This window comes from Bradyrhizobium sp. AZCC 1719, from assembly GCF_036924525.1.
GTDB lineage: Bacteria > Pseudomonadota > Alphaproteobacteria > Rhizobiales > Xanthobacteraceae > Bradyrhizobium.
Window position 1 is genome coordinate 3,883,893 of the sequence record NZ_JAZHRU010000001.1, and the last position, 16,772, is coordinate 3,900,664.

Below are 16,772 nucleotides of genomic sequence, written 5' to 3' on the forward strand. Positions count from 1 at the left end.
CAAATGCTTCCCAGCATTTGACGAAAAGGCGAGCGGGACAATGACCGACCACAAAAGCGTAATCTGCGACAAGCGCGGGCAGGCGTTCTGGATCACCATTAACCGCCCGGACAAGCGCAACGCCATCAATGCCGACGTGGTCGCCGGCATCGCCCGCGGCTATCGCGACGCGCATGACGACAAGGACGTCCGCGTCATCGTGCTGACGGGGGCAGGCGACAAGGCGTTTTGCGCCGGCGCCGATCTGCAGAACAGCGGTGCTGCCTTCGCGATGGATTATTCGCGACCGAATGTCGACTACGCCGATCTGCTGCGGCTGTCGCAAAACGCCACTAAGCCTGCAATCGCGCGGGTGGGGGGCGTCTGCATGGCCGGCGGAATGGGCCTGTTGTGCATGACCGACATGGCGGTCGCCGCCGATCACGTGATTTTCGGTTTGCCGGAGGTGAAGGTCGGCGTGTTCCCGATGCAGGTGCTGAGCCTGCTGCAGTCGATTGCGCCGAGGCGGCTGGTCAGCGAGTGGTCGCTGACCGGTGAGCCGTTTGATGCGCACGCGGCACAGGCTGCCGGGCTCCTGAACTACGTGGTGCCGGCGGCCGAGCTCGACGCCAAGGTCGACTGGCTGGTCAGCCGCATTGTCGACAAGTCGCCGACGGCGATCCGCCGCGGCAAATATGCGATGCGCGCCATCGCCTCGATGTCGTTCGACGAAAGCATCGCCTATACCGAAAGCCAGATCGCGCTGTTGGCGATGACGGAAGACGCCAAGGAAGGCCTCAAGGCGTTCAGTGAGAAGCGCAAGCCGTCGTGGCCGGGCCGGTAATCAGCCTACGCTGGCCTTCAGTCCTGCAGCCTCGATGCCGGCGACCGCGCAGATCTCGTCATTGTCGGAGGTGTCGCCGCTGACGCCGACGGCGCCAAGCAGACCGCCGTCACCTTGGATCAGCACGCCGCCCGGCACCGGCACCAGGCGACCTTGTGCCAGCGCATTCACGGCTCCGACGAAGTAAGCCTGCTCCTGCGCGCGCTGGAACAGCGCCCGTGATCCCATGCCCATCGCGAGCGCGCCATAGGCCTTGCCGTGCGCGATCTCCGCCCGCATCAGGCTGGTGCCGTCCTGCGCCGCAGTGACCTTCACGCAGCCGCGGGCGTCCAGAATGGTGATCACCAGCGGCTTCAGTTTCTTCTCGACGCCTTTGGCAAGCGCGGCATCGAGAATCTTGCGGGCGACGTCGAGAGTGAGTTCAGCCATAAATGAATTCCTTTGCGATTAGGCAGGATTAACGGTTGGATTGCGCGCTGTCGAGGCTCATCGCAAGCACACGGGCGACGTGAAGCGGTGCACGGTTTGTGCCATCCTTGATCTGATGGCGGCATGAGGTGCCGTCGGCAACGATCAGCGTGGCGGTATCGGCGCGGCGCACCGCCGGTAGCAGCGACAGCTCAGCCATCTCCATCGAAGCCTGATAGGTATCGGCGCCGTAGCCGAAGGCGCCAGCCATGCCGCAGCAACTGGACTCGATGGTTTCGACGCCGAGGTCGGGAATGAGACGCAGCACCTTCTCGACCGGTTTGAACGCGCCGAATGATTTTTGGTGGCAGTGGCCGTGCACCAACGCTTTCGCCGGCATGGCGCCAAGCGGCAGCTTGAGGCGGCCGGCCTCCGCCTCACGAACCAGAAACTCCTCGAACAGCAATGCGTGCGTGCTGATGCGCTTGGCGTCATCGTCCGAGCGTAGCGAGAGCAATTCGTCACGGAGCGTCAGCAGGCAACTCGGCTCCAGCCCGACGATCGGCACGCCGCGTGCGGCGAAAGGCGCATAGGTGGCGACCAGCCGGTTCAATTCGTTGCGCGCCTGATCGACCAGACCCGCCGAAAGGAAGGTCCGTCCGCAGCACAGCGGCCGGGCGCGATCCGTCGGTCTCGGCAAGTGGACGCGGTATCCGGCTTCGACCAGAACGCGTAGCGCGGCGTCGAGATTCTCCCGCTCGTAAGCACGATTAAACGTGTCGGCGAACAGCACGACCTCGTGGCCATCTGCCGGGCCGAAGACTTCGGCTTCCGGCCTGAATACGTCGCGGCGGAATGCGGGCAGGGCGCGCTTCGCGCTGATGCCGGCAAACTGCTCGAACAGGGCACGCAACAGCGGACTGCTGTTGCGCCAGTTGGCCAGCGGGGCAAAGCGGGAGGCGAGATCCGCATAACGCGGCAGATAGCCGACCAGCCGGTCGCGCAGGGAAAGGCCGTGTTTCTCCGCGCGTGCGGCCAGCACCTCGATCTTCATCTTGGCCATGTCGACGCCGGTCGGGCATTCATGACGGCATGCCTTGCAGGACACGCAGAGTTTCAGCGTCTCCATCATTTCATCTGAAGCCAGCGCGTCAGGACCCAACTGTCCCGAGATCGCCAGTCGCAGCGTATTGGCGCGGCCTCGCGTGACGTCCTTCTCGTTGCGGGTCGCGCGATAGGACGGGCACATCACGCCGCCTTCGAGCTTCCGGCAGGCGCCGTTGTTGTTGCACATCTCGACCGCGCCCTGAAAGCCGCCGCCGGCGCCGGGATAAGCCGACCAGTCGAGCACGGTCTTCAGCTCGGTGACGCGATAGTCCGGCCGATAACGGAACAGCGAACGGTCGTCCATCTTCGGCGGATCGACGATCTTGCCGGGATTGAGCAGATTGTCCGGATCGAAGCGCTGCTTGACCTCCCTGAAATCGGCAACGATCCGCGAACCGAACATCGCTTCATGAAATTCGGAGCGAACCAGTCCGTCGCCATGCTCGCCGGAGTGCGAACCTTTGTATTCGCGCACCATCTCGAACGTCTCTTCGGCGATGGCGCGCATCGCCTTGACGTCCTTTTCCAGCTTCAAATTGAGGACGGGCCGCACATGCAGACAACCTTCGGAGGCATGCGCATACATGGTGCCCCGCGTGCCATGCTTGGCGAAGATGGCGTTGAGTCGCTCGGTGTAGTCGGCGAGGTGCGGCAGTGGCACGGCGCAATCCTCGACGAAGGAGACCGGCTTGCCCTCCTGCTTCATCGACATCATCACGTTAAGGCCGGCGGCGCGGAAATCGGCGATGCCGGTCTGCAAGCTTGGCTCGGTGATCTCGACCACGCCGCCCCATTTGCGCTGCGGCTTGTCCCAGCCAAACCCGAGATCGGCCATCAGTTCGCCGAGTTGCTTCAGTCGTTGCAAATTCTCGGCCTGATCTTCCTCGGCGAATTCGACGACCAGCACCGCATCGGGATCGCCGCGCACGGCCGTGGCGATGATCGGCTGGAACATCGCGATCTCGCGGCCGAGCGCAATCATGGTGCGGTCGACCAATTCGACAGCGATCGGCCGTAGCTTCACGAGATGCTGGGCGGCGTCCATCGCTTCATAGAAGCTGCCGAAATGGCATACGCCGAGCACCTTGTTGCGGATCACAGGCCACAGCTTGAGCTCGACCTGCGTTGTGAAGGCAAGCGTGCCCTCGGAGCCGACCAACAGGTGCGCCATGTTGTTGGGCGCGTTGCGCGGCACCAGCGCATCGAGATTGTAGCCGCCGACGCGGCGCTGCACCTTTGGAAACCGCTCGGATATCTCGGTAGCCTCGCGCTCGCCGAGATCGAGCATGTCGCGGAACAGCGCAAGCCCGCTCTGGGGCGAATTCACCCGCGCGAGATCCCGCGGCACCTCGCCGAAATGCAGGAGCGTGCCGTCGGCCAGCGCCGCATCCATCGACAGCGTGTTGTCGCGCATGGTGCCGTAACGCAGCGAACGGCCGCCGCAGGAATTGTTGCCGGCCATGCCGCCGATGGTGGCGCGCGAGGCGGTCGAGACGTCGACCGGAAACCAGAGCCCGTGCTTCTTGAGCTGGCGGTTGAGATCATCGAGCACGATGCCGGGCTCGACCACACAAATGCGGTTTTCGACGTCGAGCGAAAGCACCCGGTTCAGGTGCTTGGAGAAATCGACGACGATTCCCTCGTTGACGGTCTGGCCGCATTGCGAAGTACCACCGCCGCGCGGGGTGATGATCCGGCCCTCGTCCCGGCAAATGGCGAGCGCCTTGAGGGCCTCGTCCATGCTCCGGGGCACCACCACGCCCGCCGGCACGATCTGATAGAACGAGGCATCGGTGGCATAGCGACCGCGGTCGAAGGCGTTGAAAAGGACGTCGCCGGTCAGATCTGACCGCAGGCGTCGCTCGAGCGTTGAGGCGTTTTTCATCCCAAATCCAAGGCGATCCAAGAGGGCTGTTGTAACCCCTCAACGGGATTATGCACTTTTTCCAGGACGAATTGCATTATGAATTCATAATGGGCAAGCTAGTTGCCTGCGGCCGTCGTGGCATCCCGCGCCACGGCCAGATGTTCAATGGCTGCGGTTCGCTTGTTGCGCAAGTGCTGGAACAGGATGTCGCTCAGCTCGCTTGCGGCGCGGCGGCGCAGCGCATCCAGGATCGCCTCGTGCTCGCGCATGGCTTCGCCCCAGCGCTGCCGCTGGCGCGCGAAATTGGCGGAATAGCGGACGCGGCGGATCCGGCCGGCAATACTGGCGTAGGCCGCGCGCAGGGTCTCGTTGCGTGCGGCCGCAACGATGCTCTCGTGGATGCGCTGATTGACCTGAAAATAGCCGTGCATGTCGCTATTGAGGTAATGGCCGTACATCTCATAGTGCAGCCGCTCGATCGCGGCGATTTCCTCGTCCGTGATGGCCTCGCAGGCAAGGCGTCCGGCGAGGCTTTCCAGGCCGGCCATCACGTCGAAAAGCTCCTCCAGATCCCGCTCACTAAGCTGGCGCACGCGCGCGCCGCGGTTGGGCAGGAGTTCGATCAAGCCCTCCGCAGCCAGGACCTTGAGCGCCTCGCGCAGCGGTGTCCTGGAGATTCCAAGCATCTCGCAGAGCTGCCGTTCCGGAACACGTGCACCCTCTGGAATGTTGCCTTCGACGACGTAATCGCGAAGCCGCAGCAGGATTTCGCCGTGAAGTGAGGCCTCTTGGCGGTCGGACTGGACGATCGGCACCCCGGCTTCGGGAATCGTGGATTTCATTTGCATAACAGTAGTTTGCGGAATCTGCGGCGTCGACGATCTAGATTGAATACCAAAAATAGGTTGAAAAGACAAAAAATGAATGCAAAATAATGCTCAAAGCGCTCTTTGGGAGGTTGCCATGCGGCAAGGACGGCATTTTCTGCAGATTCCAGGGCCAAGCCCGGTCCCAGACCGCGTTCTCCGCGCCATGGACATGCCCGTGATCGATCACCGCAGCGCCCAGTTCGCCGAACTCGGGCGGGCCGTGCTCGGCGGCAGCCAGAAGATTTTCCAGACCTCGGGACCGGTGGTGATCTTCCCGTCGTCGGGGACAGGGGCCTGGGAAGCCGCCATCGTCAACACGCTGTCGCCCGGCGACAAGGTTCTGATGGTGGAGACCGGCCATTTCGCGACCCTGTGGCGCCAGATGGCGGGACGCTGGGGAATTGACGTCGACTTCCTGCCCGGCGACTGGCGCCGTGGCGCAGACCCGGCGGTCATCGAGGAAAGGCTGGCGCGCGACACATCCCATGCGCTCAAGGCGGTGATGGTCGTCCACAACGAAACGTCGACCGGTGCGACCAGCCGGATCGGCGAAATCCGCGCCGCGATGGACCGGGTCGGTCATCCGGCCTTGCTGATGGTCGACACCATCTCCTCGCTGGGATCGGTCGAGTACCGGCACGACGAATGGAAGGTGGACGTCAGCGTCAGCTGCTCGCAGAAGGGATTCATGCTGCCCCCCGGCTTGGGCTTCAACGCAATCTCGGACAAGGCCCGCGCTGCGGCCAAGATCAACAAAATGCCGCGGTCGTATTGGGATTGGGAGGAAATGCTGAAGCCGAATGCGAACGGCTTCTTTCCCTATACGCCGGCGACCAACCTGCTCTATGGCCTGCGCGAGGCCATTGCGATGTTGCTTGAGGAGGGGCTCGACAAGGTCTTCGCGCGCCATCAGCGGCTCGCCGCTGCCACGCGTGCCGCCGTCAATCACTGGGGACTGGAGGTGCTTTGCCAGGAGCCAAAGGATTTTTCCCCGGTGCTTACCGCCGTGCTGATGCCGCCGGGGCATGACGCGGACCAGTTCCGCAAGGTGGTGCTCGACAACTTCAACATGTCGCTCGGCTCCGGACTGTCGAAGGTGGCTGGCAAGGTGTTCCGCATCGGGCACCTCGGCGAATGCAACGAACTGACCTTGCTCGCTGCGCTGACGGGCGTGGAGATGGGATTGTCGGTCGCCGGCATTCCGTACCGCGCCGGCGGTGTCGATGCCGCGATGAAGTATCTGGAGCAGCGTCCCCAAGGCAATTCCCCGGCGCATCTCAAGGTCGTCGGCAGCTAGCCAGCAGCTCGCGCCTGCCGGCGACGCCGCTCCAGCCCTGCTCCTTGCGCATTGACGTGCTGCGTCCGGCGGGCGACAAGCCCGCCAAATGGTGATATTCGAGCGGCTCGAAACGCCAAGGCAATACCGGGAAGGACGCCCATGACGACCGTGCATACTGGAAGGCATTTTCTGCAGATTCCGGGACCGACCAATGTGCCGGACCGGGTGCTGCGCGCCATGGACATGCCGACCATGGACCACCGGGGTCCCGAGTTCGCCGAGGTTGGTTATGCCGTGCTGGCCGCCATGCAGCGGGTATTTCGCACCAAGCAGCCGGTAATCATCTATCCGTCGTCCGGCACGGGCGCATGGGAGGCGGCACTCGTCAATACGCTGCAGCCGGGCGACAAGGTGCTGATGGCGGAGACCGGGCAGTTTGCCGTGCTGTGGCGCGGCATCGCCGACAAGTTCAAGCTCGAAGTGGATTTCATTCCCGGTGACTGGCGTCATGGCGCCGACCTGGAGCAGATCGAGGCGCGGCTGTCGGCCGACAAGGCGCACAAGATCAAGGCCGTGTGCGTGGTTCACAACGAGACCTCGACCGGCTGCGTCAGCCATCCGCAGGACGTCCGCAAGGTTCTCGACCGCGTCAACCATCCCGCGCTGCTGATGGTCGACACCATCTCTGGCCTGGGATCGCTGGAATATGAGCACGACGCCTGGGGCATCGACGTGTCGGTCGCCGGGTCGCAAAAGGGCCTGATGCTGCCGCCGGGTCTCGGCTTCAACGCCATCTCGGAAAAGGCGCTCGCGGTGGCGAAGGCCAATCCCGCGATGCGCTCCTATTGGGACTGGCAGGAAGTCATCGCGATCAACAAGGCGGGCACCTGGCCCTACACGCCGGCAACGAACCTGCTGTTCGGGCTGCGCGAAGCGGTGAAGATGCTCGAGGAGGAGGGTCTCGAGAACGTCTTCGCCCGCCATAAGCGCCACAGCGCCGCGACGCGCGCGGCGATCAAGGTGTGGGGCCTGGAAACGCAATGTCAGGAGCAGGGCGCGCATTCGCCCGCGCTGACCGGCGTCGTCATGCCGGAAGGTCATGACGCCGACAACTTCCGCAAGGTCGTGCTGGAAAACTTCGACATGTCGCTCGGCACCGGCCTGAACAAGATCAAGGGTAAGGTGTTCCGTATCGGCCATATCGGGCACTTCAACGACCTGATGCTGATGGGCACGCTGTCGGGTGTCGAGATGGGTCTCGATCTCGCCAAGGTACCGCATCGCGGCGGCGGCGTGCTGGCGGCGATGGAAGTGCTCAAGGGACGCGATGTCGTGGCGATGCCGAAGGCCGCCGTTGCCTGAGGCCTGTTTGACCGAAACAAAAATAGAGAGAGCTGCGATGAACGCTCCGGTAGCTTCGACCGAAGACCTGATCTATTCCGTCGAGGACGGCATCGCCCGGCTGACGTTCAACCGTCCGCAGGCGCGCAATGCGCTGACCTTTGCCATGTACGAGCAGATGGCGGCGATCTGCGAGACCATCAACAATGATCGCTCGATCAAGGCGATGATCTTGACCGGCGCCGGCGACAAGGCGTTCGCATCGGGCACCGACATTTCGCAGTTCCGCGCCTTCAAGACCGCACAGGACGCGCTCGACTATGAGGCGCGGATCGACCGCGTGCTCGGTGCGCTGGAGGCCTGCCGGGTGCCGACGATCGCGGCGATTGCCGGCGCCTGCACTGGCGGCGGGGCTGGGATTGCGGCGTGCTGCGATATCCGCATTGGTACCGAAACAACGCGGATGGGTTTTCCGATCGCGCGTACGCTCGGCAATTGCCTGTCGATGTCCAATATCTCCAGGCTCGTTTCGCTGGTCGGCCCCGCGCGGACCAAGGACTTGATCTTCAAGGCGCGGCTGGTCGAGGCGCCGGAAGCGCTGGCGCTCGGGCTGCTCAATGAGATCGTGCCCGATGTCGCAACGTTGCAGCGCCGCGCCGACGAGACTGCGAAACTCGTTGCGAGCCATGCGCCGATCACGCTCGAAGTCACCAAGGAAGCGGTGCGCCGCATCCGGCGGACATTGACGCGTGACGAGGGCGAGGACCTGATCTTGCGCGCCTATATGAGCGAAGACTTCCGCGAGGGAATGGACGCATTCCTCAACAAGCGCTCGCCGAACTGGAAGGGCAAATAGGTTACCCAAGCGTTCAGAACCGCCCACTATGGTAGGCGGCCTTTTTTGCCAATTCCATACCGAGGTCGAGCGCCGCGATACCTATTCTGTCGGAGGGCGTGGTGAGGCAACGTTGATCCATCCATGCGATGATCGCGTCGAAATCGCCGCCACCCACCATGTCCCGCTCGCCGCTGATATTCAGGCCGCTGATAAATCCAACCAGCCAGGATTCAAAGCTTCCTTTGACGACCGCATTCTTCTTGCGGTTGGTCCAGGCCGTGCAGGTTTGAGAGCCCGCGCCAATTATTGAGGAACCGGCGTCCGCGGCGGTGGCAAGACAAGCCAGGAGAAAACCAATCGCGAACGCTTTCATGTTTCTTCGCCGACCATTATTCGTCGGATCGTAGCGCAACAGGGCGGCTACTTCTTGAGACAAAGACCAACGGCCGGACCCGTGCCGCACTTGGCGCCATCGGGGGTACCGCCGGACGGACAGAACACCGACACCAGGTTTTCATTGGCATCGCAGCCGACCTCGCCGCTGGCCTGAACCGACCTGATGGAAGTGCCAGCCGGTCCGGGATCGCCCTTCGGACCGGGCACACCCTGCGGTCCCTGTGGCCCTTGGGGACCCTGTTGCCCTTGAGGGCCGGGCACGCCTTGCAGGCCCTGTACGCCCTGCGGACCGGCCGGTCCTTGTGGGCCGGTATCCCCTTTCGGTCCTGGATCCCGTCCGCACCCCGCGAGGGTCAGCGCCGCACCCATGAGGGCGGTCACCAAAATCCTTCTCATTCAGCCTCTCCTCCTGATGTTTCTTGTAGCGTGCATTAAACGGGCTCACTCGCCGCCGCACAACGGAAAAGCGGCGAGACTGAATTCGGCTGTTCGTAGCAGCAGGCCCTCCTGCTGGAAGAATTTGCACCTGATGCGAAAGTCATGATGCGAAAGTCATGGGCGGCACATTGCGGTGCAGCTTGAACTCTGATCGGTTCGCTCGCAAGATGTGGCAACCATGCAAATACATAGGGAAGAAGCACGTGGGACAGATCCTCAAAGCCGCGGCCGCCTTGACGGCTATGATCGCAACCACCCCTGCGTTTGCCGCTTGGGAGCCGACCAAGCCGGTGGAAATCGTGGTCGCGGCCGGCGCCGGCGGTGCCTCCGACCAGATGGCGCGGATGATGCAGGCGGCGATCCAAAAGAACAACCTGATGAAGCAGCCGATGGTTGTGTCGCTCAAGGGCGGGGCGTCCGGCGCCGAGGCGCTGATGTACATGAAATCCAGCGACGGCGATCCCAACAAGGTGCTGGTCGCCTATTCGCTGATCTACATGCTGCCGCTGTCGGCCAAGATCCCGTTCAACTGGCGTGACCTGACGCCGGTGTCGGTGGTCGCGCTCGACCAGTTCGTGCTGTGGGACAATGCCGACGGCCCCAAGACGGTGAAGGATTTTATCGCGGCCGCCAAGGCGGCGAGCTCGCCGTTCAAGATGGGCGGCACCGGCTCCAAGCGCGAGGACCATGTGCTGACGGTTTTCATGGAGCAGAAGACCGGCGCGAAGTTCTCCTATCTGCCCTACAAGTCCGGCGGCGAGGCGGCGACGCAGCTTGTCGGCAAGCACACCGAAGCCAATGTCAATAACCCGTCTGAAAACCTCGAAGTCTGGCGCGCCGGCCAGGTCCGTGCGCTGTGCGTATTCGACAAGGAGCGCATTTCCTACAAGACCAAGGTCACGGAGACGCAATCCTGGAATGACGTCCCGACCTGCAAGGAGGAAGGGCTCGACGTGCAGTACCTGATGCTGCGCGCGATGTTCCTGCCCGGCAAGGTGACACCGGAGCAGCAGGCGTTCTATGTCGATCTGTTCCAGAAGGTGACGCAGACGCCGGAATACAAGGACTACATGGAGAAGCAGGCACTGAAGCCGATCTTCCTCACCGGCAAGGACATGCTGAAATTCCTCGAAGAGGACGACAAGCTGAATGCCTCGCTCATGAAGGAAGCGGGCTTCGTCGCGAAGTAACGCGCTTACTCCTCCGCGTGGCCGTATCCGGCCATGCGGAGGCGGACTTTTTCGATTTCCTCCTTTGAAAGGAGTGGCGGCGTGCCGATTTGCAGGCAGCCGTGATATTGCCGCGCCAGCGTCTCGACCTCGACCGCAAGCCACATCGCCTTTGCCAGCGACGGCCCGACCGCGATCATGCCGTGATGTTCGAGCAGGCAGGCCAGCCGTCCCTCCAGCGCGCGGACAGCGTGTTCGGAGAGCTCCTGGGTGCCGAAGGTCGCATACGGCGCGCAGCGGATGGTGTCGCCACCGGCGACGGCCACCATGTAGTGCACCGGCGGAATCTCCATGCCCATGATCGCCAGCATGGTCGAGTAGGGCGGATGGGTGTGGACGATCGCCTGCACCTCCGGGCGGGCCTTGAGGATGTCGCGGTGAAACCGCCACTCGCTCGATGGCCGCTGGGCGGGGTCGTGGTTGCCGTCGAGGTGCATGTAGACGATCTGCTCGGGCTTCATCGCCTCGTAGGGCGTGCTGGTCGGGGTGATCAGCATGCCATCGCCATGGCGCAGGCTGATATTGCCCGACGTGCCCTGATTGATGCCAAGCGCATTCATGCGCAGGCAGGCATCGATGATCGACTGGCGTTTTTCCCGGTCTTTCGTGGTCGGCATTTCGAACCCTCTTGCAGCCCGCGGACAATGCTTGAATATTGCGTCGCAGTATAGTCGAACATCTTCCGTGTAATCGTAAGTGGGAGAAGTCATGACGCGTGCCGTGCTTGGCATCATCGGTGGATCCGGCATCTACGACCTGCCGGGGCTGGAGGATGTCCGCGAGGAAACCATCGAGAGCCCCTGGGGCGAGCCGTCCGCGCCGCTGATGCGCGGCATCATCGCAGGGCTTCCGGTCGCGTTCCTGCCACGGCATGGCAAGGGGCATGTGCTCTCGCCCTCCGACATCAACTACCGCGCCAATATCGACGTGCTGAAACGGGCAGGGGTTACCGACCTGGTTTCGCTGTCGGCCTGCGGCTCCTTCAAGGAGGAACTGCCGCCCGGCACGTTTGTGCTGGTCGATCAGTTCGTCGACCGCACCTACCGCCGTGAGAGCTCGTTCTTCGGCAAGGGTTGCGTCGCCCACGTCTCGATGGCCCATCCGGTTTCGCCGCGGCTGCACGTGCATCTGGCGGCAGCGGCCGAGGCTGAGGGGATCGCGGCGGTGCGGGGCGGCACCTATGTCTGCATGGAAGGGCCGCAGTTCTCCAGCCTCGCGGAGAGCCAGACCTACAAGGCGCAGGGTCATTCGGTGATTGGCATGACCAACATGCCCGAGGCAAAACTCGCCCGCGAGGCCGAGATCTGTTACGCCAGCGTGGCGATGGTCACCGATTACGATTGCTGGCATCCTCATCATGAGGCCGTCACCGTGCAGGATATCATTCGCGTGCTGAACTCGAATGCCGGCAAGGCCAAGGCGCTGGTCGCGCGTCTCGCCCGGGATTTCCCGCGTGAGCATGAGCCGTGCCCGATCGGCTCGGACAAGGCGCTGGACACCGCCCTGATCACGGCGCCGGAAGCGCGCGATGCAAAATTGCTCGCCAAGCTCGATGCGGTGGCGGGGAGGGTGTTGAACTCATGAAGGTCGATGGCCGGCATTTTCGCAGCATCTGGCTCGAGGACGACGGCTGCACGGTCGGCGCGATCGACCAGCGGCGATTGCCGCATGAATTCGTGGTGGCGCGTATCGCGAGCGCCGCGGATGCGACCGAGGCTATCCGCTCGATGCTGGTGCGCGGCGCGCCGCTGATCGGCGCGACTGCGGCTTACGGCATGGCAATCGCCATGCGCACGGACGCTTCCGATGCGGCGCTCGATCGCGCCTATGCCATGCTGCTGGCGGCACGGCCGACGGCGATCAACCTGAAATGGGCGCTTGACGAGATGGCGCGCTTGCTTCGGCCGCTGCCGGCGTCGGAACGCGTCGCGGCAGCCTACCAGCGCGCCGGCGAAATCGCCGATGAGGACGTCGCGATCAACCAGGGGATCGGCCGGCATGGTCTGGCGCTGATCGAACAGATCGCGGCAACGAAGCAGCCGGGCGAGCCGATCAATATCCTGACCCATTGCAATGCCGGCTGGCTCGCGACGGTGGACTGGGGCACGGCCACGGCGCCGATCTACCTTGCCCATGATAGCGGCCTGAAGATCCATGTTTGGGTCGACGAGACCCGGCCGCGCAACCAGGGCGCTTCGCTGACTGCCTGGGAACTCGGGCACCACGGCGTGCCGCACACGGTGATCGCCGACAATACCGGCGGCCATCTGATGCAGCACCACATGGTCGATCTCGCGATCGTCGGCACTGATCGGGTGACAGCCAGTGGCGATGTCTGCAACAAGATCGGCACCTATCTGAAGGCGCTCGCCGCCCACGACAACGGCGTGCCGTTCTATGTTGCACTGCCGTCGCCCACCATCGATTTCAGCATCGACGACGGCATCAGGCAGATTCCGATCGAGCAGCGCAGCACGGAGGAGGTGGCGACCATGACCGGCCGCACCGCCGATGGGCGTGTCGAGACCGTGCGCGTGGTTCCCGACGGGTCGCCGGTTGCCAATTACGCCTTCGACGTCACGCCGGCGCGGCTGGTGACGGGCTTGATCACCGAGCGCGGCCTGCTGCGGCCCGATCGTGCTGCACTTGCGAGCGCATTTCCGGAGCGCAGCGCCGGACATTGACGCCGGCGACGTCGGCACGTATCCCCGTTTAGGACTGTCGTATCGGGGGTCACCATCTCCATGTCCAATACCGACATCGAAATCGTCGTCGAGGATCCGACCGCGCCGGAGGCGGACTCGCCTCAGATGGCGAGCGTTCGGGTGGTCGACGTGGTCGTCTGCCTTCTGCTTCTCGCGCTTGCGCTGACGCTCGGTTTTGACAACTGGCGGACAGGAGCGGGCTGGGAATCCACCGGTCCGCAGCCCGGCTATTTTCCGTTCTATCTGTCGATCATCCTCGGTAGCGCCAGCCTCTACGGCCTGGTTGCGGCGTTCCTGTCGCGCCGGGAAGCCTCCGAATCCTTCGTGACGCAAGCGCAGCTTCGCCGCGTGATGGCGGTGTTCGTGCCGACGGTTCTGTTCTGCCTCGCCACCCAATTCCTCGGGCTCTATGTCGCAAGCTTCCTTTTGATCTCCTGCTTCATGCGTCTGGTCGGCAAGATCGCATTGTGGAAGTCGCTGCTCACCGCCTTCGTGTTTACCGCTGCGATGTTCGTGACCTTCGACGTCGCCTTCGACGTCATCATGCCAAAGGGCCCGCTCGAAGCGGCGCTCGGCCGCTAATGGACCTGGCATGACTCTTTCCGTCATTGCGAGGAGCGAAGCGACGAAGCAATCCATTCTTGCTTTGCTGCACCATGGATTGCTTCGCTTCGCTCGCAATGACGAAATGTTGGGAATCATCTGATGGAAGCCCTCGGCCTCTTGATGCACGGCTTCGCTGTGCTGCTGACCTGGAAGACGCTGCTCCTGATGATGACCGGGCTGGTGCTCGGCATTTTCGTCGGCGTGCTGCCCGGCCTCGGCGGCCCGAACGGGGTTGCGATCCTGCTGCCGCTGACGTTCACGATGGACCCGACCTCGGCGATCGTGATGCTGTCCTGCATCTACTGGGGTGCGCTGTTCGGCGGCGCCATCACCTCGATCCTGTTCAATATCCCCGGTGAGGCCTGGTCGGTCGCGACCACCTTCGACGGCTACCCGATGGCGCAGCAGGGCAGGGCGGCGGAAGCGCTGACCGCGGCCTTCACTTCGTCGTTCATCGGCTCGCTGGTCGCGGTGATACTGATCACGTTCCTGGCGCCGATGATCTCGTCGTTCGCGCTGAGGTTCGGGCCACCCGAATTCTTCGCGGTATATCTGCTCACCTTCTGCTCCTTTGTCGGGCTCGGCCGTGAGGCCAAGCACAAGACCGTCATTTCGATGTCGCTCGGTCTCTTGCTCGCGGGCATCGGCATGGACACCGTGTCCGGCCAGTTGCGCATGACCTTTGATTCGGCGGAGCTGTTGCGCGGCGTCAACTTCCTGGTCGCGGTCATCGGCCTGTTCGGCATCAGCGAGATCCTGCTCACGATGGAGGAGCGGCTCGCGCTGCGCGGCCACGCCGCCGGCATCTCCCTGCGCGTGGTGCTGTCGGTGTGGAAGGACCTGCCGAAATACTGGGTGACGCTGTTCCGCTCGTCCTTCATCGGCTGCTGGCTCGGCATTACGCCGGGCGGCGCGATTGCCGCGTCCTTCATGGGTTACAACCTCGCCAAGCGCTTCTCCAAGGACCGGGACAGCTTTGGCAAGGGCCGCATCGAGGGTGTGTTCGCGCCGGAGACCGCAGCGCACGCCTCCGGCACCGCGGCGCTGCTGCCGATGCTCGCGCTCGGCATCCCCGGTTCGGGCACCGCGGCGATCCTGCTCGGCGGCTTGATGGTGTGGGGGCTCAATCCCGGGCCGCTGCTGTTCGTCGAGCACAAGGATTTCGTCTGGGGCCTGATCGCATCGATGTATCTCGGCAACGTCGTCGGCCTCGTGCTGGTGCTGACGACCGTGCCGATCTTCGCATCCGTCCTGCGCGTGCCGTTCGCCGCCGTCGCGCCGATGATCGTGGTGTCCTGCGCGATCGGCGCCTATGCGATCCAGAACGCGATGTTCGACATCTGGCTGATGCTGGGCTTCGGCGTCGTCGGCTACGTCTTCAAGAAGATCGGCATCCCGCTCGCGCCGTTCACGCTGGCGCTGGTGCTCGGCAACCGCGCCGAGGATGCGTTCCGTTTGTCGATGATCGGCGCCGGCGGCGATTTGAAGGTGTTCTGGTCGAACGGCCTGGTCGGCTCGATCACGACACTGGCGATCGTGTTGCTGTTCTGGCCCGTCATCGACAAGGCGTTCGGCAGCGTCACGCGCATGTTGCGGCCGGCAAAGGCTTAGCTGCGCTGGTCTAGATCTTGTGTTTTTGGATGGAGCGGGCCCCATTTCTACTTTGCATGGGGTTGTTTTCGCAGTTTTGCTGACCGTCGAATGTACGGCACCTCTCTTAGCCCGGTAGCAGCTGCTTCGGCAGGCTGAAGGCGAGCTGGTAGAGCGGCAGGTCGTCGATGGCCGCGTGATCGTCTGCAGGCAATGTCTTGCGCAGATGATGGAGCGCGTCGCGGACCGCGGCCTCGTCCAGCCCCTCGATCAGCAGCAGGGCGGCGAAGGAGCCGTCATTGCTTCGCATGCCTTTCTCGCGGGTCTTGATCGAGGTTTGCGCCATGTCGGTGCGCAGTACCCGCGCGGCGATGATGCGGTCGAGGTGGGTGAGCTCCGCGACAAGCGCGGCGGCATCCCAGGATGGCGCGGTGTCGAGGCGCAGGGGCGCGACGATGCCGCCCTGGCCAGTGCCGGCAGCCGCCGCGACACGGCCGCCGCCGCGCGCGAAATTGCCGAGCCGGGGCATGATGCGCTGCGACCATGGGGTCGGTGCGTTCAGCCGCGCCAGATAGTCCGGCCCGCCGACGACGCGCTCGTCCTCGAGTTCGTAGAGGATGAAGTAGCGGTTCACGGACGCGCCCAGCGCACGGAAGATGCGGCAGGCCAGGAAGCCGTTGATGCCGACGCGCTCGGCGGCATGTTCGCGCGTGATCCAGTGCGCCCAGTCGGTTTCGTCCTGCGGTGCAAGATCGCTCCAGATCGCGAGATAGCCGGATCCCTGCATGTCGGGCCTCCTTACTTTGGTCCGATGCGCATGGCGGCCGGAAGAGCCGCGGGCAGTTGGCTGGCCCCCTGCAGTGCGGCCTGCATCGCGACGATGTAGCCATAGGGGCCGAGGCCCGCGATCACGCCTTTCACGGCTGCCGAAAGCTTGGAGTGGCGGTGCAGCTCGTCGCGGGCATGAATGTTGGAGATGTGCACCTCGTAGATCGGCCCCTCGAAGATCTTCATGGCGTCGAACATCGCAATCGAGGTGAAGGAGTAGGCGGCGGGGTTGATGATGAGGGCGTCTGCCGAGGTCCGCGCGGACTGGATCAGGTCGACCAGCTCGCCCTCGTGGTTCGACTGGTGAAACGCCAGTTGCGTGCCGGTGAAGGCGGCGAACTCCTCGCACGAGGCCTTGATGGCGTCGAGCGTGGTCGAGCCGTAGATATGCGGCTCGCGGATGCCGAGCATGTTCAGATTCGGGCCATTGAGGATCATGATGCGCATG

At 63.6% G+C, this 16,772-nt stretch carries 17 protein-coding genes; 9 read left to right on the forward strand and 8 right to left on the reverse strand.

Annotated elements, in window-relative coordinates:
• Positions 1-40: 40 nt before the first annotated feature.
• On the forward strand, positions 41-823 hold the full coding sequence (locus V1292_RS18185; protein WP_334374095.1) for an enoyl-CoA hydratase/isomerase family protein: 783 nt from the start codon (positions 41-43) through the stop codon (positions 821-823).
• On the opposite strand, the gene V1292_RS18190 is transcribed toward V1292_RS18185, so the two are convergent.
• The 3 genes from V1292_RS18190 to V1292_RS18200 form a co-directional block, all read right to left on the reverse strand.
• Positions 824-1,252 (reverse strand): GlcG/HbpS family heme-binding protein, encoded by a 429-nt coding sequence (locus V1292_RS18190; protein WP_334374096.1) that lies wholly within the window; start codon positions 1,250-1,252, stop codon positions 824-826. It abuts the gene before it with no gap.
• 28 nt (positions 1,253-1,280) lie between these two features.
• A complete protein-coding gene (locus V1292_RS18195) occupies positions 1,281-4,223 on the reverse strand; it encodes an FAD-binding and (Fe-S)-binding domain-containing protein (protein ID WP_334374097.1) in 2,943 nt (980 codons plus the stop codon).
• Positions 4,224-4,321: 98 nt separating this feature from the next.
• Positions 4,322-5,047, reverse strand: coding sequence for a GntR family transcriptional regulator (locus V1292_RS18200; protein ID WP_334374098.1), 726 nt, complete (start codon positions 5,045-5,047; stop codon positions 4,322-4,324).
• An 82-nt stretch (positions 5,048-5,129) separates the two neighbouring features.
• Here V1292_RS18200 and V1292_RS18205 point away from each other — a divergent pair, with 82 nt between their 5' ends.
• The 3 genes from V1292_RS18205 (at position 5,130) to V1292_RS18215 (ending at position 8,550) form a co-directional block, all read left to right on the forward strand.
• Positions 5,130-6,371, forward strand: a complete 1,242-nt coding sequence (locus V1292_RS18205; protein WP_334374099.1) for a pyridoxal-phosphate-dependent aminotransferase family protein — start codon at positions 5,130-5,132, stop codon at positions 6,369-6,371.
• Positions 6,372-6,512: 141 nt separating this feature from the next.
• The gene (locus tag V1292_RS18210; protein ID WP_334374100.1) at positions 6,513-7,715 is read left to right on the forward strand and encodes a pyridoxal-phosphate-dependent aminotransferase family protein; all 1,203 of its coding nucleotides are present in this window, start codon (positions 6,513-6,515) and stop codon (positions 7,713-7,715) included.
• A 37-nt stretch (positions 7,716-7,752) separates the two neighbouring features.
• The gene (locus V1292_RS18215; RefSeq protein ID WP_213253379.1) at positions 7,753-8,550 is read left to right on the forward strand and encodes an enoyl-CoA hydratase/isomerase family protein; all 798 of its coding nucleotides are present in this window, start codon (positions 7,753-7,755) and stop codon (positions 8,548-8,550) included.
• A 13-nt stretch (positions 8,551-8,563) separates the two neighbouring features.
• On the opposite strand, the gene V1292_RS18220 is transcribed toward V1292_RS18215, so the two are convergent.
• Both V1292_RS18220 and V1292_RS18225 read right to left on the reverse strand, forming a co-directional pair.
• A complete protein-coding gene (locus V1292_RS18220; RefSeq protein WP_334374101.1) occupies positions 8,564-8,905 on the reverse strand; it encodes a hypothetical protein in 342 nt (113 codons plus the stop codon).
• 47 nt (positions 8,906-8,952) lie between these two features.
• On the reverse strand, positions 8,953-9,324 hold the full coding sequence (locus V1292_RS18225; protein WP_334374102.1) for a hypothetical protein: 372 nt from the start codon (positions 9,322-9,324) through the stop codon (positions 8,953-8,955).
• Positions 9,325-9,608: 284 nt separating this feature from the next.
• Here V1292_RS18225 and V1292_RS18230 point away from each other — a divergent pair, with 284 nt between their 5' ends.
• On the forward strand, positions 9,609-10,556 hold the full coding sequence (locus V1292_RS18230) for a Bug family tripartite tricarboxylate transporter substrate binding protein (protein ID WP_442894561.1): 948 nt from the start codon (positions 9,609-9,611) through the stop codon (positions 10,554-10,556).
• Between the two features lie 5 nt (positions 10,557-10,561).
• Here V1292_RS18230 and V1292_RS18235 read toward each other — a convergent pair whose 3' ends face one another.
• Positions 10,562-11,212 carry a class II aldolase/adducin family protein gene (locus V1292_RS18235; protein ID WP_334374104.1) on the reverse strand — a complete coding sequence of 217 codons (651 nt, stop codon included), beginning with the start codon at positions 11,210-11,212 and terminating at the stop codon, positions 10,562-10,564.
• A 91-nt stretch (positions 11,213-11,303) separates the two neighbouring features.
• On the opposite strand from V1292_RS18235, the gene V1292_RS18240 reads away from it, so the two are divergent.
• From V1292_RS18240 to V1292_RS18255, 4 genes are all read left to right on the forward strand, one after another.
• A complete protein-coding gene (locus V1292_RS18240) occupies positions 11,304-12,179 on the forward strand; it encodes an S-methyl-5'-thioadenosine phosphorylase (RefSeq protein ID WP_334374105.1) in 876 nt (291 codons plus the stop codon).
• Positions 12,176-13,279: an S-methyl-5-thioribose-1-phosphate isomerase gene (gene mtnA / locus V1292_RS18245; RefSeq protein WP_334374106.1), complete on the forward strand. Its 1,104-nt coding sequence runs from the start codon at positions 12,176-12,178 to the stop codon at positions 13,277-13,279. Before V1292_RS18240 ends, mtnA begins: the two co-directional genes overlap by 4 nt.
• Before the next feature lie 60 nt (positions 13,280-13,339).
• Positions 13,340-13,882 carry a tripartite tricarboxylate transporter TctB family protein gene (locus V1292_RS18250; protein ID WP_334374107.1) on the forward strand — a complete coding sequence of 181 codons (543 nt, stop codon included), beginning with the start codon at positions 13,340-13,342 and terminating at the stop codon, positions 13,880-13,882.
• Positions 13,883-14,005: 123 nt separating this feature from the next.
• Positions 14,006-15,517 carry a tripartite tricarboxylate transporter permease gene (locus V1292_RS18255; protein ID WP_334374108.1) on the forward strand — a complete coding sequence of 504 codons (1,512 nt, stop codon included), beginning with the start codon at positions 14,006-14,008 and terminating at the stop codon, positions 15,515-15,517.
• 106 nt (positions 15,518-15,623) lie between these two features.
• Here V1292_RS18255 and V1292_RS18260 read toward each other — a convergent pair whose 3' ends face one another.
• The gene (locus V1292_RS18260; RefSeq protein ID WP_334374109.1) at positions 15,624-16,283 is read right to left on the reverse strand and encodes a hypothetical protein; all 660 of its coding nucleotides are present in this window, start codon (positions 16,281-16,283) and stop codon (positions 15,624-15,626) included.
• Positions 16,284-16,294: 11 nt separating this feature from the next.
• Positions 16,295-16,771, reverse strand: a complete 477-nt coding sequence (locus V1292_RS18265; RefSeq protein WP_334374110.1) for a type II 3-dehydroquinate dehydratase — start codon at positions 16,769-16,771, stop codon at positions 16,295-16,297.
• Position 16,772: the final 1 nt, after the last annotated feature.